At 63.2% G+C, this 22,514-nt stretch carries 18 protein-coding genes; 7 read left to right on the top strand and 11 right to left on the bottom strand.

Annotated elements, in window-relative coordinates:
• Positions 1–6: 6 nt before the first annotated feature.
• The 6 genes from NGM28_RS12840 to NGM28_RS12815 form a co-directional block, all read right to left on the bottom strand.
• Positions 7–528 (bottom strand): DUF6586 family protein, encoded by a 522-nt coding sequence (locus NGM28_RS12840; RefSeq protein WP_252090404.1) that lies wholly within the window; start codon positions 526–528, stop codon positions 7–9.
• Positions 529–727: 199 nt separating this feature from the next.
• Positions 728–3,337 carry a type I DNA topoisomerase gene (gene topA / locus NGM28_RS12835; RefSeq protein ID WP_252090403.1) on the bottom strand — a complete coding sequence of 870 codons (2,610 nt, stop codon included), beginning with the start codon at positions 3,335–3,337 and terminating at the stop codon, positions 728–730.
• A gap of 100 nt (positions 3,338–3,437) precedes the next feature.
• Positions 3,438–3,689: a DUF1653 domain-containing protein gene (locus NGM28_RS12830; RefSeq protein WP_044488277.1), complete on the bottom strand. Its 252-nt coding sequence runs from the start codon at positions 3,687–3,689 to the stop codon at positions 3,438–3,440.
• A 78-nt stretch (positions 3,690–3,767) separates the two neighbouring features.
• A complete protein-coding gene (fadA, locus tag NGM28_RS12825; RefSeq protein WP_011534824.1) occupies positions 3,768–4,943 on the bottom strand; it encodes an acetyl-CoA C-acyltransferase FadA in 1,176 nt (391 codons plus the stop codon).
• 31 nt (positions 4,944–4,974) lie between these two features.
• Positions 4,975–7,122 (bottom strand): fatty acid oxidation complex subunit alpha FadB, encoded by a 2,148-nt coding sequence (gene fadB, locus NGM28_RS12820; protein ID WP_252090402.1) that lies wholly within the window; start codon positions 7,120–7,122, stop codon positions 4,975–4,977.
• Between the two features lie 477 nt (positions 7,123–7,599).
• Positions 7,600–8,037, bottom strand: a complete 438-nt coding sequence (locus tag NGM28_RS12815; RefSeq protein WP_240065391.1) for a hypothetical protein — start codon at positions 8,035–8,037, stop codon at positions 7,600–7,602.
• A gap of 110 nt (positions 8,038–8,147) precedes the next feature.
• Here NGM28_RS12815 and NGM28_RS12810 point away from each other — a divergent pair, with 110 nt between their 5' ends.
• Positions 8,148–8,588, top strand: a complete 441-nt coding sequence (locus NGM28_RS12810) for a universal stress protein (RefSeq protein ID WP_213657660.1) — start codon at positions 8,148–8,150, stop codon at positions 8,586–8,588.
• Positions 8,589–8,673: 85 nt separating this feature from the next.
• Here NGM28_RS12810 and NGM28_RS12805 read toward each other — a convergent pair whose 3' ends face one another.
• Positions 8,674–10,605: an ATP-binding cassette domain-containing protein gene (locus NGM28_RS12805; RefSeq protein ID WP_252090401.1), complete on the bottom strand. Its 1,932-nt coding sequence runs from the start codon at positions 10,603–10,605 to the stop codon at positions 8,674–8,676.
• Positions 10,606–10,814: 209 nt separating this feature from the next.
• Here NGM28_RS12805 and NGM28_RS12800 point away from each other — a divergent pair, with 209 nt between their 5' ends.
• Positions 10,815–12,743 carry a transglycosylase SLT domain-containing protein gene (locus NGM28_RS12800; protein WP_240065393.1) on the top strand — a complete coding sequence of 643 codons (1,929 nt, stop codon included), beginning with the start codon at positions 10,815–10,817 and terminating at the stop codon, positions 12,741–12,743.
• A 118-nt stretch (positions 12,744–12,861) separates the two neighbouring features.
• On the opposite strand, the gene NGM28_RS12795 is transcribed toward NGM28_RS12800, so the two are convergent.
• The gene (locus tag NGM28_RS12795) at positions 12,862–13,665 is read right to left on the bottom strand and encodes an MOSC domain-containing protein (RefSeq protein WP_252090400.1); all 804 of its coding nucleotides are present in this window, start codon (positions 13,663–13,665) and stop codon (positions 12,862–12,864) included.
• 63 nt (positions 13,666–13,728) lie between these two features.
• A complete protein-coding gene (locus NGM28_RS12790) occupies positions 13,729–14,664 on the bottom strand; it encodes a chemotaxis protein CheV (protein WP_240065395.1) in 936 nt (311 codons plus the stop codon).
• Between the two features lie 352 nt (positions 14,665–15,016).
• On the opposite strand from NGM28_RS12790, the gene NGM28_RS12785 reads away from it, so the two are divergent.
• The 3 genes from NGM28_RS12785 (at position 15,017) to NGM28_RS12775 (ending at position 17,442) form a co-directional block, all read left to right on the top strand.
• The gene (locus tag NGM28_RS12785) at positions 15,017–15,529 is read left to right on the top strand and encodes a histidine kinase (protein ID WP_252090399.1); all 513 of its coding nucleotides are present in this window, start codon (positions 15,017–15,019) and stop codon (positions 15,527–15,529) included.
• A 376-nt stretch (positions 15,530–15,905) separates the two neighbouring features.
• On the top strand, positions 15,906–16,802 hold the full coding sequence (locus tag NGM28_RS12780) for a sensor histidine kinase (RefSeq protein WP_240065397.1): 897 nt from the start codon (positions 15,906–15,908) through the stop codon (positions 16,800–16,802).
• Positions 16,792–17,442, top strand: coding sequence for a response regulator (locus NGM28_RS12775; protein ID WP_011534835.1), 651 nt, complete (start codon positions 16,792–16,794; stop codon positions 17,440–17,442). Before NGM28_RS12780 ends, NGM28_RS12775 begins: the two co-directional genes overlap by 11 nt.
• Here the strand turns inward: NGM28_RS12775 and yegS are convergent.
• Positions 17,426–18,313: a lipid kinase YegS gene (gene yegS / locus NGM28_RS12770; RefSeq protein WP_252090398.1), complete on the bottom strand. Its 888-nt coding sequence runs from the start codon at positions 18,311–18,313 to the stop codon at positions 17,426–17,428. The genes NGM28_RS12775 and yegS overlap by 17 nt on opposite strands.
• Before the next feature lie 262 nt (positions 18,314–18,575).
• Here yegS and NGM28_RS12765 point away from each other — a divergent pair, with 262 nt between their 5' ends.
• Together NGM28_RS12765 and NGM28_RS12760 are read left to right on the top strand one after the other, a co-directional pair.
• Positions 18,576–20,030 carry a mannose-1-phosphate guanylyltransferase/mannose-6-phosphate isomerase gene (locus NGM28_RS12765; RefSeq protein ID WP_252090397.1) on the top strand — a complete coding sequence of 485 codons (1,455 nt, stop codon included), beginning with the start codon at positions 18,576–18,578 and terminating at the stop codon, positions 20,028–20,030.
• A gap of 52 nt (positions 20,031–20,082) precedes the next feature.
• Positions 20,083–21,324, top strand: a complete 1,242-nt coding sequence (locus tag NGM28_RS12760; RefSeq protein ID WP_240065400.1) for a glycosyltransferase family 4 protein — start codon at positions 20,083–20,085, stop codon at positions 21,322–21,324.
• On the opposite strand, the gene NGM28_RS12755 is transcribed toward NGM28_RS12760, so the two are convergent.
• Entirely contained in the window at positions 21,305–22,492 is a 1,188-nt protein-coding gene (locus tag NGM28_RS12755) for a molybdopterin molybdotransferase MoeA (protein ID WP_240065407.1), read from the bottom strand. The two genes, NGM28_RS12760 and NGM28_RS12755, sit on opposite strands and share 20 nt — an antisense overlap.
• Positions 22,493–22,514: the final 22 nt, after the last annotated feature.

Here is a 22,514-nt window from a genome sequence, read left to right as displayed (position 1 = left end):
ATGCTGTCAGCACTCACTCAGCGCGTCGCGGAATCGTCTCACCAGGTCTTTCAAGCTCTTCCGCCAGGCCTCCAGCTCCTCGCGGGAAAGCACCAAGGGCTCGGCCTCGTCGAGATTGACAGCCTGGATCAGTGGCTGGGTGACGTCGGTCTTGATTATTTTTTTCGCGACCGGTGGTCGGAACAATTCGGCATACGTCGCAAGCAAGCGTGCCAGCCAGGTTTCCGATTGCCGCGCCAACTCCAACAGCTCGGCCATTTCCGGAATCGCCACGCTGCGTAGTGTTTCATCGTTGAGGAGCAGCTCGGCCTGTGCGGCCGACGCCTGGGGTAGGCGGTAGAAACCGGCGATCTCGTGGCACAACCCCAGCAAGGCGCCATACAGGTGGAACAACGCCGCTTCACGCTCGGCCTGGACCAAGCCCTGAGCATTCATCGCCCCACTTGCCTCAGCCTTGGCCATGGATTCCAGTGCGAGGCCGGCGAAGAACAGTTTCTGATTGGTGCGGGTGTAGAGTTCCTGGGCCATTTTCGATGACCTCCCATGGGCAGCAAGGCGATAACGCAGTGTCGGGGATAGGCTGGCATTCCCGCAAGCACAAACGAATCGGGGCCGCTTTGCGCCCCATCGCCGGCAAGGCCGGCTCCTACAGGTTATTTACGATACTTGTAGGAGCCGGCCTTGCCGGCGATGGGCCGCAAAGCGGCCCCAATACACGCGTGATCGATCAGCGCTTGTCTTCGACCTTCCACGCCTTGCCATCGAAGAACGCCTTCCAGCCGGTCGGCTTGCCGTCGACTTCGGACTGCACATACTGCTCCTTGGTCTTGCGGCTGTAGCGAATCACCGCTGGACGGCCATCAGGGTCCTTCTGCGGCGCGTCGCAGAGGAAGTGGTACTTCGGATCGATCTCGTGCTTGTGCGGCACAATCTCCAGTACCAATGGCGCACGAGTCTCGCGGTTTTTCGGGAACTGGCTGGCGGCCAGGAACAGCCCCGAGGCGCCATCACGCAGCACGTAGGTGTCGTCGACCTTCTCGCACTTGAGCTCCGGCATGTCCACCTTGTCCATCTTCGGTGGCGCCGCCTCGCCGCTCTTGAGCAGCTTGCGGGTGTTCTTGCAGGTCGCGTTGGTGCAGCCGAAGAACTTGCCGAAGCGGCCGGTCTTGAGTTGCATCTCGCTGCCGCACTTGTCGCATTCCAGGCTCGGCCCTTCATAGCCCTTGATGCGGTAGCTGCCCTCTTCGATCTCGTAACCTGCACAATCCGGGTTATTACCGCAGATATGCAGCTTGCGCTTCTCGTCGAGCAGGTAGGCGTCCATCGCCGTCGCGCAGATTGGGCAACGGTGCTTGCCACGCAGCACCAGCGACTCGGACTCACCCTCGTCGTCGGCAGCGATCTCATCGCCCGGCACCAGGTTGACGGTCGCCTTGCAGCGCTCCTTGGGTGGCAGGCTGTAGCCCGAGCAACCCAGGAACACGCCCGTGGACGCGGTGCGGATCATCATGGGGCGCCCGCACTCCTTGCAGGCGATGTTGGTCAGGGTCGGCTGGTTGGCACGCATGCCGTTTTCAACGGACTCAGCGGTCAGCAGCTTCTTGCTGAAGTCGCCGTAGAATTCGTCGAGGACGTTCTTCCAGTCACGCTCACCCTGGGCCACGTCGTCGAGGTTTTCTTCCATGCCGGCGGTGAAGCCGTAGTCCATCAGGTTGGCGAAGCTTTCGGACAGACGCTCGGTAACGATGTCGCCCATCTTCTCGGAGTAGAAACGGCGATTGTGCAGCGTGACGTAGCCACGGTCCTGGATGGTGGAAATGATCGCCGCGTAGGTCGATGGGCGGCCGATGCCGCGCTTTTCCATTTCCTTGACCAGGCTGGCCTCGGTGAAGCGGGCCGGCGGCTTGGTGAAGTGCTGGCTCGGGTCGAGCTGGATCAGCTTGAGCGCTTCGCCCTGGGCCATTTCTGGCAGCACATCATCTTCGCCCGGCTTGCTCTGCTGTGGCAGCACACGGGTGTAACCGTCGAACTTCAGAATGCGGCCCTTGGCGCGCAGCTCGAAATCGCCGGCCGCCACGGTGACGCTGGTGGACAGGTACTGCGCCGGCGGCATCTGGCAGGCCAGGAACTGGCGCCAGATCAGCTCGTACAGGCGCTCGGCATCGCGCTCCATGCCGCTGAGCTTGGTTGGGTGGGTGTTGACGTCGGAAGGACGAATCGCCTCGTGCGCCTCCTGGGCGCCTTCCTTGCTGCCGTACACCACGGGAGCGTCCGGCAGGTATTGCTTGCCGAACTCGTTCTCGATGTAGCTGCGCGCCATCTCCACCGCGTCGGTCGACAGGTTGGTCGAGTCGGTACGCATGTAGGTGATATAGCCCGCTTCGTAGAGACGCTGAGCCATCATCATGGTCTTCTTCACACCGAAGCCCAGGCGATTGCTCGCGGCCTGCTGCAGCGTCGAGGTGATGAACGGCGCTGACGGCTTGCTGCTGGTCGGACGGTCTTCGCGCTTGACCACGCTGTAGCTGGACGCCTTGAGCTTCTCCAGCGCCGCCATGGCCTGGGCTTCGTTGAGCGGTTTGAAGGCTTCACCCTTCTCACGCGCCACTTCGAAACGCACCTTGGCATTCTTGGCGGTGCCCAGGTCGGCATGGACTTCCCAGTATTCTTCCGGGTTGAACGCACGGATCTCGCGCTCACGCTCGACCACCAGCTTCACCGCCACCGACTGCACGCGACCTGCGGACAGGCCACGGGCGATCTTGGCCCACAACAGCGGCGAAACCATGTAGCCGACCACGCGATCGAGGAAACGACGCGCCTGCTGGGCATTGACCCGGTCGATATCGAGGTCGCCCGGCTGGGAGAAGGCCTCCTGGATGGCCTTCTTGGTGATTTCGTTGAACACCACGCGCTTGTAGCGGCTGTCATCACCGCCGATGGCTTCGCGCAGGTGCCAGGCAATGGCTTCCCCTTCGCGATCCAAGTCGGTTGCGAGATAGATGGTGTCGGCATCCTTGGCCAGGCGGCGCAGCTCGTCGATCACCTTCTCCTTGCCGGGAAGGATCTCGTACTTGGCTTTCCAGCCAGCCTCCGGGTCGACCCCCATGCGCGCCACCAGCTGACGACGGGCCTTCTCCTTGGGCGACAGGGCCGGCGCCTCACCCGCGGTCTTGCCGCGCTTGGCCGCCGGTTCCTTGCTCGCGCTGGCAGAACCGCTGGTGGGGAGGTCGCGGATATGGCCGATACTCGACTTCACCACGTACTGGTTGCCCAGGTACTTGTTGATGGTCTTGGCCTTGGCCGGGGATTCCACAATGACCAGCGATTTGCCCATGGATCGGAGTATTCCTGAATCTGAAGATGAAAAACGCGTCAGGTGCCAGACGCGGCACCGCTATATATAGTGGCAAAAGAGTGAGGTCAAGCGCGGAAGCTTACTCGCCTGCCTGGGCCAACAGCCCGGACAACCCTTCTTCGGCCTTGACCAAAGCAAAGCGTGGCACCTGCTCGCCGTCAACCTCGACCGACTCGAGGAACATCGAAAGGGGGCGAACCCAGAGCCCGAACTCACCGTAAAGAGCCTGGTAGAACACCACCCACTCCTCGGTCTCAGAGTGGCGCGCGGCGCCGAACACACGATACTCAGGCCCTTTGTAGTGCCGGTACACACCGGGTTGTATCTGCATGTCACTCAGCCTCTTGAACAAATCCTGTAAAAAACAAAAACCGGGGCACATGGCCCCGGCTGCTGGCTTGCAACGCGATCAGACGCGTTCGAAGACAGTGGTGATGCCTTGGCCCAGGCCGACGCACATGGTGGCAACGCCGAGCGTGCCGCCATTTTGCTTCATGACGTTGAGCAGGGTGCCGGAAATCCGCGCACCGGAGCAACCGAACGGGTGGCCCAGGGCGATAGCGCCGCCGTGCAGGTTAACCTTCTCATCCATCTTGTCGAGCACTTTCAGATCTTTCAGCACTGGCAGGGCCTGTGCGGCGAAGGCTTCGTTGAGCTCGATGAAGTCGATGTCGGCCATGGTCAGGCCGGCGCGCTTGAGGGCTTTCTGCGTCGATGGCACCGGGCCGTAGCCCATGATCGCCGGGTCGACACCCGCGACAGCCATCGAGCGGATGACCGCCAGCGGCTGGATACCCAGGTCCATGGCGCGCTGGCCGGACATGACGATCATGCACGAAGCGCCGTCGGTGATCTGCGAGGAAGTACCCGCAGTCACGGTGCCGCCTTTCGGGTTGAACGCAGGCTTGAGCGACGCCAGGCCTTCGAGGGTGGTTTCCGGGCGAATGGTTTCGTCGAAGTCGAAGACTTTCAGGAAGCCGTTCTCGTCATAACCCTGCATCGGGATGATCTCGTCCTTGAACTTGCCTTCGACCGTCGCCTTGTGGGCGAGCTGGTGCGAACGCACACCGAACAGATCCTGTTGCTCACGGGTGATGCCGTGCATCTTGCCGAGCATTTCGGCGGTGAGGCCCATCATCCCGGAGGCCTTGGCAGCGTGCAAGGACAGGTGCGGGTTGGGATCGACACCGTGCATCATGCTGACGTGGCCCATGTGCTCGACACCACCGATGACAAACACGTCGCCGTTGCCGGTCATGATCGCCTGGGCAGCGGTGTGCAGCGCGCTCATCGACGAGCCGCACAGGCGGCTGACGGTCTGCGCGGCGGAGGTGTGCGGGATCGGGGTCATCAACGACGCCATGCGGGCGATGTTCCAACCCTGCTCCATGGTCTGGTTGACGCAGCCCCAGATCACGTCCTCGACTTCTTTCGGGTCGATCTTGTCGTTGCGCTCCAGCAGCTTGCTGATCAGGTGCGCGGACATGTCTTCAGCGCGGGTGTTGCGGTGCATGCCACCCTTGGAGCGGCCCATCGGCGTGCGACCGAAGTCGACAATCACCACGTCTCTTGGATTCAGGCTCATATCAATAATCTCGCTCTAGCTCGTTGGGCGCTCAGTTGAAGAAGCGCTGGCCGTTCTTGGCCATTTCGCGCAGCTTCGCCGTGGCGTGGTACAGCGGCCCCAGGTCGGCGTACTTGTCGGCCAGTGCGACGAACTCGGCGACCCCGATCGAATCGATGTAGCGCAGCGCGCCACCGCGGAAGGGAGGGAAACCGATGCCGTAGACCAGGCCCATGTCGGCTTCGGCAGCGGTTTCGACGATGCCGTCTTCCAGGCAGCGCACGGTTTCCAGGCACAGCGGGACCATCATCCAGTTGATGATGTCTTCGTCGCTGACTTCACGCTGCTCGAAGATGATCGGCTTGAGCACGTCGAGGACGCTGGCGTCGGCGACCTTCTTCGGTTTGCCGCGCTTGTCGGTCTCGTAGGCGTAGAAGCCCTTGCCGTTCTTCTGGCCCAGGCGATTGGCCTCGTACAGGGCGTCGACGGCGGAGCGGCGATCATCCTTCATGCGGTCCGGGAAGCCTTCGGCCATCACATCGCGACCATGGTGACCCGTGTCGATGCCGACCACGTCCATCAGGTAGGCCGGGCCCATCGGCCAGCCAAACTTTTCCATGACCTTGTCGATGCGCACGAAGTCGACACCTGCGCTGACCAGCTTGGCGAAACCGCCGAAGTACGGGAACAGCACGCGGTTGACCAGGAAGCCCGGGCAGTCGTTGACCACGATCGGGTTCTTGCCCATTTTCTTGGCGTAGGCCACGGTGGTGGCGACCGCCACTTCACTGGATTTCTCGCCACGAATGACTTCGACCAGCGGCATCATGTGCACCGGGTTGAAGAAGTGCATGCCGACGAAGTTCTCAGGGCGCTTGAGCGCCTTGGCCAGCAGGTTGATGGAGATGGTCGAGGTGTTGGAGGCGAGGATCGCGTCTTCCTTCACCTGCCCTTCCACTTCCGCCAGCACGGCCTGCTTGACCTTCGGGTTTTCGACCACGGCTTCGACGACGATGTCGACATTGCCGAAATCACCGTAGGACAGGGTCGGGCGAATGGCGTTGAGCGCCTCGGCCATCTTCGCCGGGGTCAGGCGACCTTTCTCGACGCGCTTGCCGAGCAGCTTGGAGGCTTCGTTCAGGCCCAGCTGGATGGCTTCCTCGCGGATATCCTTCATCAGGATCGGAGTACCCTTGACCGCCGACTGGTAGGCGATGCCGCCACCCATGATACCGGCGCCGAGCACGGCGGCCTGCTTCACGTCGTGGGCGATCTCGTCATGGGCCTTGGCCTTGCGCTTGAGCTCCTGGTCGTTCAGGAACAGGCCGATCAGGCTTTCGGCTACCGAAGTACGGGCCAGCTTGGCGAAGCCGGCGGCCTCGACTTCCAAGGCTTTGTCGCGGCCGAAGTTGGCGGCTTTCTGGATGGTCTTGATGGCTTCGACCGGCGCCGGGTAGTTCCGGCCGGCCTGGCCGGCAACGAAGCCCTTGGCGGTCTCGAAAGCCATCATCTGCTCGATGGCGTTGAGCTTGAGCTTCTCAAGCTTGGGCTGGCGCTTGGCCTTGTGGTCCAGCTCACCGCTAATGGCGCGCTTGATCAGGTCCAGGGCACCGGCCTGCAGCAGTTCAGGGGCGACCACTGCATCGACGGCGCCGACTTTCAGCGCGTCTTCGGCGCGGTTCTCTTTACCGGCAGCGATCCACTCGATGGCGTTGTCCGAGCCGATCAGGCGCGGCAGACGCACGGTACCGCCGAAACCTGGGTAGATACCCAGCTTGACTTCCGGCAGGCCAATCTTGGCACTGCTGGACATGATCCGGTAGTCGGCCGCCAGGCACATCTCCAGGCCACCGCCCAGGGCGATGCCATTGATGGCGGCGACGGTTGGTACTTCGAGGTCTTCGAAGTCGCTGAAAATACGGTTGGCTTCCAGGTTGCCGGCGACCAGTTCGGCCTCGGGCAGCTTGAAGTTGTCGACGAACTCGGTGATGTCGGCGCCGACGATGAACACGTCCTTGCCGCTGCTGACGATCACGCCCTTGACCGAAGCGTCGGCCTTGATGGCGTCCACTGCCTGACGCAGCTCGTTCAGGGTAAGGCGGTTGAACTTGTTGACGGACTCACCCTTGAGGTCGAACTTCAGTTCGACGATGCCGCTTTCAAGAGCCTTAACCGTGATGGCTTTACCTTCGTAAATCATCAACTGATCTCCACGATATGGAAGCTGAACTGTACACGCCGATCGCTGGCGCAAGGGCCGGTCTGCCGGTCCCTTGCCACAGGCACACCCGTCGGCGCGCTAATCGGGATTCTGTAAGAGCCGTCTGACATACAAACGCTCAATTCATACGCCCGTTTGATTCGGGTGTGCACACATTCTCCGAAAAGAACGGCGTTGTCAAATGCTCGCGCACTCCCTGAAAACGCGACTTTGCGGTCACTCTCTACTGGCTCTAGCTGAAACATGATGACAGTGATTGCCGACTATTCATGTCAGCGATAGTCGATCCGCAAACGAGGAACGCCGCATTTTCCCAAACATGCCCGGCAGCGGCGGCTACACTGGGGCTTCACCACGAAGTTCCGGCCTGCCTGGCCTTTTTCTGCACCGCAGAAACGACAACGGGGCGCACGCGAGCACTGATGCTCGTGTGCGCCCCGTTGTCGTCCTGGCCAGTCAGGCCAGGGTATCGAGGGCCTGGGCAACATCCTGCAAAACAGATTTATCGCCCCGCTCACTCCAGTACAGCGCGATCATGCGGCTGTCGGCCTCGAGCTTGTAGACGCTCTCCGGCAAGCGGGACAAAACGTCGAGGTGGCGCGGATCGGCGCAAGGCTCACGCCACTGGTTCCACCAGACACCGGGAGTGACCTGCCAGTAGCACCAGCTATCCTCATGCCCCTTGCGGCGCGCCCGGTGGTACTGCGGGCATGGGCTGGGAGGCTCCGGCTCCAGCCAGTGCGGCCACTGCTGCGGCGCCAACTGCATGGCCAGGCCCATGCGCCGCCCCTCCAGGCGCAAGTTCATCTGCTCACTCTGCTTGCGTGAAGGGCGCAGCCAGGCGAGCGGGCTGAGCACCACCGCAAGGATTGACACCACCAGCCATACCGTCATATCTGTAGACCTTATAAAGCGTTGCAAATGAGCGGGTTAGTCAGGATTCACGGAAGACCCGCGCGAAAGCGACCATACTTCTTCTATCGCGATTGTCAGGAGTCATGCTCATGTCTTACGAACACCTTCTGGTCGCCGTCGACCTGACCGAAGAATGCGACCCGGTGATCAAGCGCGCCAAGGCAATTGCCCTGGCCAGCGGCGCCAAGGTCTCGCTGGTGCATATCGTCGAGCCCATGGCCATGGCCTTTGGTGGCGATGTGCCAATGGACCTCTCGCAACTGCAACAACAGCAGTTCGACCAGGCCAAGGAGCGCATGGACCGCCTGTTCAACAAGTACCCGGATATCAACCGGGGCGATTCGCACCTGGTCTACGGCCAGCCGCGCCAAGAGATCCATCAACTGGCCAAGGATCAGAAATGCGACCTGATCGTGGTCGGCAGCCATGGCCGCCATGGGCTGGCGCTGCTGCTGGGCTCCACCGCCAATGACGTGCTGCATGGCGCGCCTTGCGATGTGCTGGCAGTACGCCTGCTGAAGAAAGAATAAGCATCGCCGACCTGTTCGCCGGCAAGCCGGCTCCTACACAAATCCCGTAGGAGCCGGCTTGCCGGCGAACTGGCCGATAACAAGCTCAGCCTTCGAGCTCAGCCCAACGTTCGACCAGCGTATCCAGCTCGCCCTGCAGCGTCTCGAGCTTGGCCAGCACCGCTGAAGTCTCGCCGATCGGGCGCTGATAGAAGCCCGAAGCATTGATCTCTTGCTGTACCGTGGCCATCTTCTGCTCTACCGCATCGATCTGCCCAGGCAGTGCTTCCAGCTCACGCTGCAGCTTGTAGCTGAGCTTCTTCTTGCTGGCATCGGCGGCTGGCGCGGCGGCCGGCGCAGGCGCCTGCTCCTCCACTTGCTTTTCCACCACGGCGCTGTTGAGCTCGGACTTGCCGCCCTTGCTCTCGGTCACCCCCAGCAGCTTCGGCGAACCACCCTGGCGGATCCAGTCCTCGTAACCACCGACGTACTCGCGCACTCGCCCTTCACCCTCGAATACCAGGGTGCTGGTGACCACGTTGTCGAGGAAGGCACGGTCGTGGCTGACCATCAGCACCGTACCCTTGTAGTTCGACAGCACTTCCTCGAGCAGCTCGAGGGTTTCCACGTCCAGGTCGTTGGTCGGTTCGTCCAACACCAGCAAGTTGGCCGGCTTGCTGAACAGCTTGGCCAGCAACAGGCGCGCACGCTCGCCCCCCGACAGCGCCTTGACCGGCGTGCGGGCACGCTGGGGGCTGAACAGGAAGTCGCCAAGGTAGCTGAGCACGTGGCGGTTCTGGCCATCGATCTCGATGAAATCGCGACCTTCGGCCAGGTTGTCGATAACGGTCTTTTCCAGGTCGAGCTGGTGGCGCATCTGGTCGAAGTAGGCGACTTCCAGCTTGGTACCGCGCTCGACCTTGCCGGACGTCGGCTCCAGGTCACCCAGCATCAGCTTGAGCAGGGTGGTCTTGCCGGTACCGTTGGCGCCGAGCAGGCCGATACGGTCCTCGCGCTGCAGCACCATGGAGAAATCCTTGACCAGTTTCGGGCCATCCTTGTGCGCGAAACTGACATCCTCCAATACCATCACTTGCTTGCCAGACTTGTCCGCTACCTCGATCAGGATATTGGCCTTGCCCTGGCGTTCACGGCGCTCGCCGCGCTCCACGCGCAGGGCCTTCAATGCACGCACGCGGCCTTCGTTACGGGTGCGGCGAGCCTTGATGCCCTGGCGGATCCACACTTCTTCCTGGGCCAGGCGCTTGTCGAACAGCGCGTTGGCAGTCGCCTCGGCGGCCAGCTCGGCCTCCTTGTGCACCAGGAAGCTGGCGTAGTCGCCGTTCCAGTCGATCAGCCCGCCGCGATCCAGTTCGAGAATACGCGTGGCCAGGTTCTGCAGGAACGAACGGTCGTGGGTGATGAACAGCACGGCGCCGTTGAAACCGCTCAAAGCCTCTTCGAGCCAGGCAATGGCACCGATGTCCAGGTGGTTGGTTGGCTCGTCGAGCAGCAGCAGGTCGGGCTCGGACACCAGCGCCTGGGCCAGCAGCACGCGACGGCGCCAGCCACCGGACAGCTCGGCAAGGGTCTTGTCGGCGGGCAACTGCAGGCGGCTCAGGGTGCTTTCGACCACCTGCTGCAGGCGCCAACCGTCACGCGCCTCCAGCTCATGCTGGACGTGCATCAGCTTGTCGAGGTCGTCATCACTCTGAATGTTCTGGCTCAGGTGATGGTATTCGGCGAGCAGTTCACCGACGCCGTCCAGGCCGGCAGCGACCACATCGAACACACTGCGTTCGTCGGCCACCGGCAGCTCCTGCGGCAGCTCGCCGATCTTCAGGCCCGGGGCGCGCCAGATCTCGCCATCGTCAGGCTTCTGCTCGCCCTTGACCAGGCGCAGCATGCTCGACTTGCCTGTGCCATTGCGACCGATGATGCACACCCGCTCGCCACGGGCGATCTGCCAGGACACTTTGTCCAACAGCGGCATGGCGCCGAAGGCGAGGGACACATCGCTGAATTTGAGCAGGGTCATGATCATCTCCAAAAACCGGGCGCGCATTCTACCTGACTTGCCCCCTCGCGGCATCAGGCAAGTCGCCGCTGGCGGCACGACGTCGGATAACAACTCGATACAAGCACAGTGCTTTCACCCGCTGCCGGCAAACGGCTAAGCTAGGCAGTAATACCCAACAGTGCTGGCTTCGCCGTCACTCTCTTATGGTTCAACTGCCCGGACGTATCATGCGCAGCCGCCTGTTACAACTTGCTTCCTGCCTGCTGCTCGCCGCCACTACCGCGAGTGCCGCACAGGCCGTCGACATCACCCAACAGCGCCAGTACTACGACGAGGCCAAGCGCGCCCTGGCCAAGGGCGACAAAGGCCCTTACCTGCGCTATGCCCAGGCGCTGCGCGACTACCCGCTCACGCCTTACCTCACCTACGACGAGCTTACCGCCCGCCTGAAGACCGCCAGCAACGAGGAGATCGAAGGCTTCCTCGCCGCCCACGGCGACCTGCCCCAGGCCAACTGGATGAAGCTGCGCTGGTTGCGCTGGCTGGCCGAGCGCGGCGAGTGGAACACCTTCGTCAAGTACTACGACCCCAAGCTCAACTTCACCGAACTGGACTGCCTCAACGGCCAGTACCAACTGACCCACGGCCTGCGCGCGGAAGGCTTCGCCACCGCCGACAAGCTATGGAACGTCGGCAAGTCGCAACCAGCCACCTGCGACACGCTGTTCGGCATGTGGGCCGCCGAAGGCCAACTGACCGAAGCCAAGCGCTGGCAACGCTTGAAGCTCGCCGCCCAGGCGCGCAACTATGGGCTGGCCAACCAACTGGCGAAGACGCTCACCACCCTCACCTCCCAAGGCAAGCTGCTGATCGATGTGGCACAAAAGCCTGAACTGCTGAACCAGCCGTCGCGCTTCACCCCCGTCAACGAGGCCATGTCCGACGTGGTCAGCCTCGGCCTGCGCCGCCTGGCCCGCCAGGATCCGGACCAGGCCATGGCGCTGCTCGACGACTACGCCCAGCGCATGCATTTCTCCCGCGATGAGAAAGTCGCCATCGCCCGCGAAATCGGCCTGACCCTCGCGCGCCGCTACGACCCGCGCGCACTCGACCTGATGACCCGCTACGACCCCGAGCTGCGCGACAACACCGTCAGCGAATGGCGCCTGCGCCTGTTGTTGCGCCTGGGGCGCTGGGAAGATGCCTATGAGCTGACCAAGCGCCTGCCCCAGGACCTGGCCAGCAGCAACCGCTGGAAATACTGGCAGGCCCGCAGCCTGGAGCTGGCGCAACCGAACAACCCGCAGATCCCGCTGCTGTACAAGACCGTGGCTCGCGAGCGCGACTTCTATGGCTTCCTGGCCGCCGACCGGGCGCAGACACCCTACCAGCTGAACAACAAGCCGCTGGTGCTCAGCCAACAGCTGATCAACAAGGTCCGCAACACGCCCGGCGTACGCCGTGCCCTGGAGTTCCACGCCCGTGGCCAGGTAGTCGAGGGGCGCCGCGAGTGGTACCACGTCAGCCGCCACTTCAACCGCGACGAGATGGTGGCCCAGGCCCGTCTGGCCTACGAGATGCGCTGGTACTTCCCGGCTATCCGCACCATCAGCCAGGCCCAGTACTGGGATGACCTGGACATCCGTTTCCCGATGGCCCACCGCGACACCCTGGTGCGCGAAGCGAAGGTGCGCGGCCTGCATTCGAGCTGGGTGTTCGCCATCACCCGCCAGGAGAGCGCCTTCATGGAGGACGCCCGCTCCAGCGTAGGCGCCAGCGGCCTGATGCAACTGATGCCGGCTACCGCCAAAGAGACTGCGCGCAAGTTCAGCATCCCACTGGCGTCGCCGGCCCAGGTGTTCAACCCGGACAAGAACATCCAGCTCGGCGCCGCCTACCTGAGCCAGGTGCACAGCCAGTTCAACGGCAACCGCGTGTTGGCCTCGGCCGCCTACAACGCCGGCCCGGGTCGGGTACGCCAGTGGCTCAAGGGCGCCAAGCATTTGAGCTTCGACGTGTGGGTCGAGTCGATTCCGTTCGACGAGACGCGCCAGTACGTGCAGAACGTGCTGTCGTATTCGGTCATCTATGGGCAGAAGCTCAATTCACCGCAGCCGCTGGTGGATTGGCATGAGCGGTATTTCGACGATATGTGACCAGGCATGACGAGACCTCTGTAGGAGCGGCGTCAGCCGCGATCACCTGCGAAGCGGGTATCAGGCACCGCGGTGTTCGCATCGCGGCTGAAGCCGCTCCTACAGATACGACGCAGGCCTACTCGATGACCTGAACGCTCATCCCCACCTTTAGCTCACCCTCGTCGTCCACCGCCAGGTTCTGGCCGAACAGCACATCCCCTTCCCGCTCGCGGAAAGTCTTCAGAGTGGTCAAGGGTTCGCGGTCCGGGCTGCGCTCCCCGGTAGCCGGGTCCAGCGTGGTCAGGATGCAGCGCACGCTGGGCTTGAGCACACGGAAGGTCATGTCGCCGATGCGGATACGCTTCCAACCATCTTCAGCGAAAGCCTCTGCACCCTCGACAACAAGGTTCGGCCGAAAACGCAGCATTTCCATGGGCCGCCCGACGCGCCGACTCAGCTCATCGAGCGAAGCCTGGCCGATCAGCAACAGGGGAAAACCATCGGGAAAGGCTGCACGGTCGCTGTTCAAGCCGTAACCGCTAGGCAGGTAGCGTGCCCGCTGTTCGGGGCAATGCACCAGGCGCACCGGCTTGCCAAGCACCTCGCTCAACCAAGCGGCGGCGGCATCACCGGCATCGGGCACGCGCAAGGTGTCACGCCAGATCGTCACGCCACGCAAGGCGTCATCGGCAGCTGGCCGCGCCACCTGCAACGGCGCAAGCCCGGCCGTCTCGAGCCGTAACCCGCCATCCACCGCGTGAAGAGCCTTGACCTGGCCAAGCCGCGGCCAGGCGCGCTGGGTGAGGAAGCGGCCGTTTTCCGCCTCGACCACCATCCAGCGCCGATCGCCCTCCAGCCCCAGGTTGCCGACGGGTGAAACCTGCAGGCTCTGCGCCTGCGCCGACTTCACCGGATAGCGATACAACGCACTGAGAATCATCCTTGCCTGCCTTGCGCCCGTGAAAAAGCCAAGCTTATACCGGACGGCGCAGGCGTGCAGGCATCAGGCCGAGGCGTTGTCCATGCTCAAGCGCTGGCGCACCACATCCACCAGCCGGTCAGGCTGGAACTTGGAGAGGAAGTTGTCACAGCCGACTTTCTTCACCATGGACTCGTTGAAACTGCCCGACAACGAGGTGTGCAGCACCACATACAGGCCGCGCAGGCGTGGGTCGCTGCGGATCTCGGTGGTCAGGCGATAACCGTCCATCTCGGGCATTTCGGCGTCGGTGAAAATCATCAGCAGCTTTTCACAAACGTTCTCGCCCGCGTCGGCCCACCCCTTGAGCAGGCGCAAGGCCTTGAGGCCATCGCTGGCCACATGCAGCTTGACGCCCAGTTGCGACAGGGTGTCGCGCAACTGCGCCAGGGCCACGCTGGAGTCGTCCACCAGCAGCACCTCGCGGCCGCGGGCGCGTGCCAGCACCGGATCGTCCAATTTGTCACGGGAAACCTTGGCGCTGTAGGGGACGATCTCGGCCAGCACCTTTTCCACGTCGATGATTTCGACCAGCTTCTCGTCGACCTTGGTGATCGCGGTGAGGTAATGCTGACGACCGGCACTGGTCGGCGGCGGCATGATCGATTCCCAGTTCATGTTGACGATACGGTCGACCCCCCCCACCAGGAACGCCTGCACCGAGCGGTTGTACTCGGTCACGATGATGGTGCTGTCGGGGCTGGGCTGCAACGGGCGCATGCCAATGGCCTGGGAAAGATCGATCACTGGCAGGGTCTGGCCACGCAGATTGACCACGCCACAGACGAAGGAGTGCCGCTGCGGCATCAGGGTCAGCTTCGGCAGTTGCAGCACTTCCTGGACCTTGAACACGTTGATGGCGAACAGCTGACGACCCGCCAGGCGGAACATGAGGATTTCCAGGCGGTTCTCACCTACCAGTTGCGTGCGTTGGTCTACCGTGTCGAGAATGCCGGCCATGTGGACAACCCCCTGGCTTGAGTCGGGAAAAATGATTGCATCCACCTTGTATCGGCGGATACTCGCGTAGCTTGACCCCCGGTGGAAAAAGCTGCGCAGAGCGATTGATATCACTTTACCATCATGCTTTACTGCTGCCACACCTGCCGCTCTGCTACCCCCTCATCGAACGAGCCAGCCGAAACCACATCAGGGAAACCCCTAGTGGCAATCGGGTGCAACCTGATGTTCGCAATATCCATTAGCCATTAATGTGACGCCATTCTCAATGCATGAACGGAGTCAGGCTTTTGCTAGCGATCGTCTCGGTGTGGCCAACCCTTGCCCCGGCCCTGCACGCTGGAGCGTCATGATGGACAGCACGCCCCAGAACAGCACAGCCTTGCAGGACTTTTTGCTGGATGCACAGGACCTGCTCACGAAGTCCCAGGAATGCCTGCAGCACCTGGAGCTGATCGACAACGACCCGGATGCCTGCCAATGCCTGGGGGAGACGCTCGACCTCCTGGCCCGTCGAGCTGACACGCTCAGCTTGCTGGAAATCGCCCACTACACCCGCACCCTGCAACAATTGCTCGCGCCAGCGTGCAGTCAACGACACCTGCGCGGCGAAGCCCTGCCCGCACTGGATGCCTGCCTGACCCTGCTGGCGTGGCAACTGGAGCTGGTCGACCCACGCACAGGCCGGTTGGGCCTGGACATGCAAGAGCAGCACCTGCTACTCACCGAACTGGCCACCTCATTGGGGCAGCCGGCCACGCAACTGTGCGAACCGTGCCAGGAAGTCGGTCGTTTCTGCAGCCACCCACCTACGCACGAATTCGGTAGTGACGGCATCGGCGCCACATCGGATTGTGAACACTGAAGTACCGAACGAGCGACAACTTGGTGCCATCAACAACCAACTTGTAAAAGTTTCACGAGTACCCCCAAGTGTTTTTAGCAGGGCGCACGCTTAGTTGCCTTCACGGAAAGAAGCAGCAAACGGTACTGGCACTATGCTAGTTGCACCTTCGATGCCCGCACTCGGCGCCAGCCCAGAAAATCAGAGGTTTCAAGCAGTTGCACCGCCCGCGACCAAACTCGACCAAAGTGTTAACATGCGCACATTCGAACATGCGCACCTTGGATAATGGGCGATTGAACGCGTGCTCGGCGCTTGATTGAGAGCGGCACGCCAAACCTCTGGCCAGACCTGTGCAATGCCCACCAACAGCAATAATTCAGTGGCTCCCCTCTCTATGCTTCCACGCTTGAAGATCCTCCAGCGTAGCCGCTCCAGAGCTGTCCTGCTCCGATGGGCGACTTCGCTGCTGTGCGTGGTCTCGCTCATGGCGAACCTGCTGTGCTATCTCCGTGGCCAGCCACTGTCGGCCGAACTACTGCTGCTGCAATTGGCGGCAATGATCGGTGTGGGTTGGCATTTGCGTCACTGGGCACGCTCCATCAGTTTGCGCCCCGCCGAACTGGCCGACCGCATGCTCAAGGTGCAGGAAAGCGAACGGCAACGCCTGAGCCGTGAACTGCACGACGACATCGGCCAACTGCTGACCGCCGCCAAACTTCAAGTCGACTGGCTTCACCGCCGCGTGCCGGCCGAGCTGCAAGCTCACTGCGGCACCTTGCGTAGCACCTTGGACCATACGCTGAGCAACGTGCGCGACGTTTCCGCCATTCTCAACCCCCGGCAACTGGCCAGCCTGGGACTTGAGGCCAGCCTGCGCGCCCATCTGCTGCGCACCCTGGAAAACTGCGACGTGCACTGGAGCCTTGAGTGCAATCAGCGCCTGGGCGGCATCAGTGAAGACGTGGCAATGGCGGCCTTCCGCATTACACAAGAAGCCGTGACCAACATTCTGCGCCACGCCAACGCCCGCAACCTGATCATTCGCCTGCAACGCACGTCAGCCGGACTCGCCCTGACCATCCAGGACGACGGTCGCGGCTTCGTGCCTGCGCCAGACCCCGCCGAAGCCGGGCAGCGCGGCATGGCCGGGATGCTCGAGCGCGCAACCGCGCTGCAGGGCAGCCTGACTATTTCCAGCCGGCCCGACGAGGGCACCCAGATCAACGCCCTGTTCCCATGGCCGCCCCGCAGCCAGGAACGTGCCAGGACCCCCACCGTCAATGACCTGTAGATTGCTTCTGGTGGACGACCACTCCCTGATTCGAGCTGGCGTCCGCTCGCTGGTATCGGATATCCCCGGATATGCCGTGATCGGCGAGGCCGAGGATGGCAACCAGCTCCTCGACCATGTACTGCGCCTGAACCCCGATATCGTCCTGCTCGACATTTCCATGCGCTCGACCAGCGGGCTCGATGCACTTACGCAACTGCGCGCAAACGGTTGCACCTGCAAGGTCCTGATCCTGTCGATGCACACCGACCCGGATCTGATCATGCGCGCGCTTGAGAGTGGCGCCCATGGCTACCTGCTCAAGGACACCACTGGCAGCGAGTTGGAGCAGGCCCTGACGGCGCTGCGTAATGACGAGCGCTACCTCAGCCCGGCGATCGCCCACACCGTAATCAACCAGGCCCTGATACGCGCACAAAGTGGCAACGACTACCGCCAGCACCTGACCGCGCGCCAGCTGGAAATCCTGCGCCTGATCGTGCGCGGCAAGTCCACACGGGAGATCGCCGGCGGCCTGGGGCTGTCGATCAAGACGGTGGAGACCCACCGCTCGCAGATCATGAAGCGCCTGCAGATCTACGACGTGGCAGGCCTCGTGCTGTTCGCCGTGCGCGAGCGGATCATCAGCCTGGACGACTGAGCAATGGCGAGCCTGCGGGCAGATGCAGGCGCAAGGCCTTGGGCAGCGCCTCGAAGCGCAGGCTGTCGGCCTGCAGCGGCTCGCCATCGAGGTTGATATCCAACCCCTGCGAGCACTTGATTTCGACCCAGGGAAGCCGCGCCCGCACGAACAACTCCTCGCCCGCCAGCAAGCCGCGCAAGGCCCCGACCACTTCCTGTGGTGCGGGAAGAATGCCGATATCCAACAGGCCGTCATCGGCCTTGGCATCCGGGCACAGCACATGCCCGCCGCCCGCCTGCCGGCCATTGCCGATCCCCAGCGCCAGCAATGCTCCCTGCCAATGGAACCCTGGCCCCTGCAGCGTTACCGAGGCCGCCTGCAACTCACTGAAGCGCGACAGCCCCGTGAACAGGTAGGCTGCGGCCCCAAGCACCTTTTTCAGGTCTTCGGAGGTATTGGCCGTGACCTGGCTGCCAAATCCGCCGGTCGCCATGTTCAGGAACAACTGACCCCCCACCCGCCCCAGGTCGATACACTGTGCCGGCGCCTCCAGCAAGGCCAGGGCCGCGGCAGGCTCGAGCGGCACCCCGGCGGCCCTGGCGAAGTCATTGGCAGTGCCAAGCGGCAGCAGTGCCAGGCTGGCCTGGGTACGGGCAAGCCCCATGGCTTCAGCCACATCGCGCAGGGTGCCGTCGCCACCGCCGGCCACCAACCGACCATAGCCTTGCTCCAGTGCTTCATCCACCAGGCGCCGGGCATCGCCGGCTTCCCAGGTGAGGCGCACGTCCAGCCTCCAGCCACGCTCGCGCAACTCGCCGACCGCGGCGCGCACCTCGTCGTTGGTGGCCTGCTTGCCATGCAAGATCAGCATTGCCTTGCGTTCGCCCATCGTCGTGCTCCATGAAGAGGCCTGTGGTTATCTCGACCGCTGCAATTCGAGAATGACTCCTCGGTGCCGGCAAAACGATCAGGCGCCCTGCAATTGCCATTGAAAGCCTCGCGCATTGGGTGCATCATCCGACAAATATTTGGCCTTCACGGATGATGCCGCTCATAAAAGTCATTTAATTGACTTTCTGCTGCCAGATGCCTGACAGGTCGTGTTTCATTCATCGCGCTGTCCCTCAGCGCCTGATTTCGAGGCTTTGACTATGAGCGTACTGATCCCCTGCATCATCGCCGGCGGCGCCGGCACCCGATTGTGGCCAGTCTCCCGCGAGGCGATGCCCAAACCCTTCATGCGCTTGCCAGACGGCGTCAGCCTGCTGCAGAACACGTTCAACCGCGCCAGCCGCCTGCCCGGCGTGGAGCGCGTGCTTACGGTAACCAACCGAGAGGTGTTCTTCCGCACCCAGGACGAATACCGCCAGGTCAACCAACAGCGGCTCGCCCTCGACTTCATTCTCGAACCGTTCGGCCGCAACACGGCGCCAGCTATTGCCGCCGCTGCCGTGCAGTGCGCGCGCCTGTATGGCGAGGACAGCCTGCTGCTGGTGCTGCCCGCCGATCACCTGGTCGAGGACCAGGCGGCGTTCGAGGTCGCCGTCGCGCAGGCACGCAGGTTGGCCGAGCAGGGTTGGTTGACCACTTTCGGGCTACAACCAACCCGGGCCGAAACCGGTTTCGGCTACATCGAGCGAGGCCAGGCCATCGATGACGATGGTTATCAAGTCGCGCGCTTCGTCGAGAAACCCGACAGCGTCACCGCCGAAAACTACGTACAAGGCGGCCGACACCTGTGGAACGCCGGCATGTTCTGCCTGCGCGCGGGCAGCCTGCTGGACGCGCTGCATCAACATGCCCCGCACGTGCTGCAACATGTAGACGAATGCCTGGGGCAGAGCCCGTTCAAGGAAGGTGCGGGCCAATGGCAGGTGGAGCTCGACCCGGTCAGTTTCGAACAGGCGCCGGATATCTCGATCGACCACGCCCTGATGGAGCCCTCCAGCCAAGTGGCCGTGGTGCCCTGCGACATCGGCTGGAGCGATATCGGTTGCTGGGAAGCCGTGCGCGAACTGCGCCCCGCCGACGACCAGGGCAACCACTGCAACGGCGAGACCGTGCTGCACGACGTCAGCAACTGCTACATCGATTCGCCCCGCCGGCTGGTCGGCGCCGTGGGCCTGGACAACCTGATCATCATCGACACCCCCGATGCCCTGCTGATCGCCGACGCCGCACGCAGCCAGGAGGTCAAGGTGATCGCCCAGCAACTCAAGCAAAAGGGCCATGACGCCTATCGCCTGCACCGCTCGGTGAACCGCCCCTGGGGCCTGTACACCGTGCTCGAGGAAGGCCCAAGGTTCAAGATCAAGCGCATCATGGTGCGCCCGGGCGAATCGCTGTCGCTGCAGATGCACCACCACCGTAGCGAGCACTGGATCGTGGTCAGCGGCATGGCCTGCGTGACCAATGGCGAGGACGAATTCCTGCTCGACACCAACGAGTCGACCTTCATCAAGCCTGGCCGCAGCCACCGCCTGACTAATCCTGGCGTCATCGACCTGGTGATGATCGAGGTGCAAAGCGGCGAGTACCTGGGCGAAGACGACATCGTGCGCTTTACTGATATCTATGGACGCGCCCCGGCAGCCGCTCTCGGTTGACTGCCCTCGGGCGCGTTTTTTCTTCCAGGGCCATCAACGAGGAATCGGGGCCATGCGCATACTCTGGACACTGCCCTACCTGCCCTGGCCCACCACCAGCGGCAGCAAGACCCGGCAATACCACCTGCTGCGCGCACTGGCGCAGCGTGGTCACCGGATCACCTTGCTGGTGCAGTCGAAAATCCCGCTGGGCGAGGCCGCGCGCGAGGCCCTGGAGCCCTGGCTGGAACGCCTGATCGTACTGCCAAGACGCCCCGTGCACAGCCCACTCAACCTGCTCGCCTCCCCCATCATCGACTACCCCATGCGGGCGATCATCAATGGCCTCGCCCCCTGCCTGCGCCACCGATTCGAGCAACTGCTGGACGAACCCTGGGACGTGGTGCAGATCGAACACAGCTATAGCTTCCAACCCTTCGAGAAGGCCCTGCAGGCGCGTGGGTTGCCGTTCATGCTCAGCGAACACACCCTCGAATCGGTGATGGGTGCTGTCCGCCATGACCGCCTGCCCCTGTGGCTGCGCCCACTCAACGCTTTCGATCGCTGGCGCTACCGGCGCTGGGAGCAACGTGTGCTGCGCCAGCCCAGCGAGGTGGTGGCGGTCAACCCCCACGATGCCAATCTGATCGGACAGATCAGCGGGCGTCCGGTCAATGTGGTGGTCAGCGGCGTGGACTGCGACCACTACCAGGACATTCGCCCGGCGCTGCACAGCCAACGCCTGTTGTTCGTCGGTAATTTCGAATACGGCGCCAACCTCGAAGCGATCGAATGGGCGCTGGAGGAGATCCTGCCCCAGGTCTGGCTGAGCAACCCGGCGGTACGCCTGGCCATCGCCGGGCACGCCTTGCCCGCCAGCTGGAAACTGCACTGGAACGACCCGCGCATCGAATGGGTCGGCTACCGACCCGACCTGCGCGAGCTGCAACGGCGCTCGGCACTGTTCTTCGCGCCGCTGCGCCATGCGGGCGGCTCCAAGGTGAAGATTCTCGAAGCCATGGCCGCCGGCCTGCCGGTGATCACCACCAGCAGCGGTGTGTCAGGGTTGGCGGTCAACAATGGCGAACACTACCTGGGCAGCGACGACAGCGGCCAACTGGCACTGCTGGTCACCCAACTGCTCAATCAACCCTGGCGCATGTCTCAGTTGGGCGAGGCGGGTCGTCATTTCACCCGCCAGCGCCATGACTGGAGCGTCGCCGCGCAGCAACTGGAAAACGTGCACATGCGCCTGACCCAGCAGGCCACAGCCGGCGCGACAGCCCTCGGCGGGGCTAGCCCAGCAACTCGCTGAAGGGAATGAAAGGCACGGGATCCCCTTGGCGCGGCGTGCTGCCCTCGCGGACTTCCACCACGCCCTCGGCCCAGGCGGCACTGCGCAGCACGCCTGAACTCTGGTTCTTGTAGATGCGCACGCGGCCATCCTCGATACGCGCCCGCAGGTATTCCCGGCGAGTGCCCGCCTGAGGCCAGTCGAAACCGGCCGGCACGCTGAAGCGCAGCGGCGCGACATCAACCACACCCTGGCGGCGCAGCAAGTAAGGGCGGGTCAGCAGGCCGAAGGTGACCAGGGTCGACGCCGGATTGCCCGGCAAGCCGATGACCGGAACGCCCTGGTAATGCCCGAAGGTGAGCGGCTTGCCCGGTTTGATCGCCAGCTTCCACAACGCCAGCTCACCGGCCTCGCGCAGGGCCATGCCCAGGTAGTCGGCCTCCCCGACCGAGACGCCACCGGTGGAAAGGATCAGGTCGACATCACCCAGGCCAGCCAGGCACTGACGGGTGAGCGCCAGGTCATCGGCAAGGATGCCCGCATCCACCACTTCACAGCCCAGGCGCTGCAACCAGCTGACCAGCAGCCTGCGGTTGCTGTTGTAGATCTGCCCCGGCCCCAGCGGCAGGCCAGGCTCGACCAGTTCATCACCCGTCGACAACACAGCCACCCGTGGGCGACGCACCACTTCGAGCCGGGCAAAACCGAGGGTGGCGGCCAACCCCAACTGGATCGGCCCCAACCGGGTACCGGCGCTCATCACCTGCTCGCCGGCACGGGTTTCCTGCCCCCTGGGGCGCACATTCTGCTCAAGGACCAGCGACTCGAGAAAACGCACCCGACCATCGCCGAGCACCTCGGTGTTTTCCTGCATCTCGACGCAGTCGGCCCCCTCGGGCAGCGGCGCTCCCGTAAAGATGCGTGCACAGGTACCTGGCTGCAGCGGCGCCGGCGCATGGCCGGCGAAGATCCGCTGGCTGACCGGCAGCGGCTCGCCCTGCCAGTCCGCGAGGCGCAGGGCATAACCGTCCATGGCGCTGTTCGGCCAGGGCGGCAGGTCCAGCCCAGCCACCAGTTCCTGGGCCAGCACCCGGCCTTCGGCCACTGCGAGCTCGACCGTTTCGGTTTGCTGGATCGGCGCAGCCTCGGCCAATGCCAGCAAACGCTCCAGCGCCTCCTCCACCGGCATCAGTGGCCGGGCCTGCACGGCC

The sequence above is a fragment of the Pseudomonas sp. MWU13-3659 genome (assembly GCF_023757525.1).
Taxonomy (GTDB): Bacteria; Pseudomonadota; Gammaproteobacteria; order Pseudomonadales; family Pseudomonadaceae; genus Aquipseudomonas; species Aquipseudomonas entomophila_E.
Note: the sequence above shows the minus strand (reverse complement) of the source record. Positions and strands in the feature narration are given on the sequence as shown.

Bases quoted from the DNA above. Each gene is read 5' to 3' on its own strand.
- NGM28_RS12755 (WP_240065407.1), bottom strand. From the start codon at position 22,492: ATGCCGGTGGAGGAGGCGCTGGAGCGTTTGCTGGCATTGGCCGAGGCT.
- NGM28_RS12765 (WP_252090397.1), top strand. From the start codon at position 18,576: ATGAGCGTACTGATCCCCTGCATCATCGCCGGCGGCGCCGGCACCCGA.
- NGM28_RS12840 (WP_252090404.1), bottom strand. From the start codon at position 528: ATGGCCCAGGAACTCTACACCCGCACCAATCAGAAACTGTTCTTCGCC.
- NGM28_RS12760 (WP_240065400.1), top strand. From the start codon at position 20,083: ATGCGCATACTCTGGACACTGCCCTACCTGCCCTGGCCCACCACCAGC.
- NGM28_RS12780 (WP_240065397.1), top strand. From the start codon at position 15,906: ATGCTTCCACGCTTGAAGATCCTCCAGCGTAGCCGCTCCAGAGCTGTC.
- NGM28_RS12805 (WP_252090401.1), bottom strand. From the start codon at position 10,605: ATGACCCTGCTCAAATTCAGCGATGTGTCCCTCGCCTTCGGCGCCATG.
- NGM28_RS12810 (WP_213657660.1), top strand. From the start codon at position 8,148: ATGTCTTACGAACACCTTCTGGTCGCCGTCGACCTGACCGAAGAATGC.
- fadA (WP_011534824.1), bottom strand. From the start codon at position 4,943: ATGAGCCTGAATCCAAGAGACGTGGTGATTGTCGACTTCGGTCGCACG.
- yegS (WP_252090398.1), bottom strand. From the start codon at position 18,313: ATGGGCGAACGCAAGGCAATGCTGATCTTGCATGGCAAGCAGGCCACC.
- fadB (WP_252090402.1), bottom strand. From the start codon at position 7,122: ATGATTTACGAAGGTAAAGCCATCACGGTTAAGGCTCTTGAAAGCGGC.
- NGM28_RS12795 (WP_252090400.1), bottom strand. From the start codon at position 13,665: ATGATTCTCAGTGCGTTGTATCGCTATCCGGTGAAGTCGGCGCAGGCG.
- topA (WP_252090403.1), bottom strand. From the start codon at position 3,337: ATGGGCAAATCGCTGGTCATTGTGGAATCCCCGGCCAAGGCCAAGACC.
- NGM28_RS12790 (WP_240065395.1), bottom strand. From the start codon at position 14,664: ATGGCCGGCATTCTCGACACGGTAGACCAACGCACGCAACTGGTAGGT.
- NGM28_RS12800 (WP_240065393.1), top strand. From the start codon at position 10,815: ATGCGCAGCCGCCTGTTACAACTTGCTTCCTGCCTGCTGCTCGCCGCC.
- NGM28_RS12785 (WP_252090399.1), top strand. From the start codon at position 15,017: ATGGACAGCACGCCCCAGAACAGCACAGCCTTGCAGGACTTTTTGCTG.
- NGM28_RS12815 (WP_240065391.1), bottom strand. From the start codon at position 8,037: ATGACGGTATGGCTGGTGGTGTCAATCCTTGCGGTGGTGCTCAGCCCG.
- NGM28_RS12775 (WP_011534835.1), top strand. From the start codon at position 16,792: ATGACCTGTAGATTGCTTCTGGTGGACGACCACTCCCTGATTCGAGCT.
- NGM28_RS12830 (WP_044488277.1), bottom strand. From the start codon at position 3,689: ATGCAGATACAACCCGGTGTGTACCGGCACTACAAAGGGCCTGAGTAT.